The sequence below is a fragment of the Pandoraea horticolens genome (genome assembly GCF_902459555.1).
Taxonomy (GTDB): domain Bacteria; phylum Pseudomonadota; class Gammaproteobacteria; order Burkholderiales; family Burkholderiaceae; genus Pandoraea; species Pandoraea horticolens.
The window spans coordinates 1-671 of record NZ_CABPSM010000062.1 but is presented as its reverse complement, the minus strand read 5'-3'; the positions used below and the strand labels follow the sequence as shown (position 1 = coordinate 671).

General features: G+C 62.7%; 1 protein-coding gene. It reads right to left on the bottom strand.

The genetic code is table 11. From position 1 onward, the window contains the following. Nucleotides 1–671, bottom strand: a 671-nt coding sequence (locus PHO31112_RS27035; RefSeq protein ID WP_150624806.1) for an autotransporter outer membrane beta-barrel domain-containing protein, incomplete at both ends; no start/stop codon positions are given.

Here is a 671-nt window from a genome sequence, read left to right as displayed (position 1 = left end):
CCCAGCGCGCTCTCGCCCTTACGCACGCTGACGTTTCCGCCCACGCGCACTTCCAGTTGCTTCTTGAGCTGCATATCCAGGCCCAGATCCGCCGTGAAAATGTCCTTGCCCAGCTTCGGCCCCTTCACCGTGAAGCTGCTCTGCGCGCCGTAGATCGTGTTCGTCAGGCTGCTCTGCGTGCTGCCGAACTCGTGCTCGTACGACAGGCGCAGCGACGGCGCTACCTTGCCACCCGCAATGCCCGCCACTTCGCTCCACAGACGCACACCCAACACACCCCGCGTCGACGTCTGCGACTGCGAGCCCACCTTCAGCCCGTCGTTTCCCGTACCGTCACGGTTCGTTTCGTCGAACGCCTTCAAACGCGTCGACGCCACACGCACGCCCACCGACGGATCGATGTTCACACCCGACACGTCAAAGCGCTTGCCCACTTCACCGAACATGCCGAACGTCTGACCGCTCGTCTTGCCCGCCAAACGCGCCGACGCGTTACGGGCAGCCACCGTGCGATCCGTCTTCACGCTGTGATTCGTGTACGACGCTCCACCGTTGACGAACCAGTTCGAACCCGTCAGGTGTGATCCGTACAGACCCACGCTCACGCTGTTGATCTTCGACTCGCCCGGCAGATTCTTCGCCTTCGACTCCTGATTGCCGAAGCCGATCGA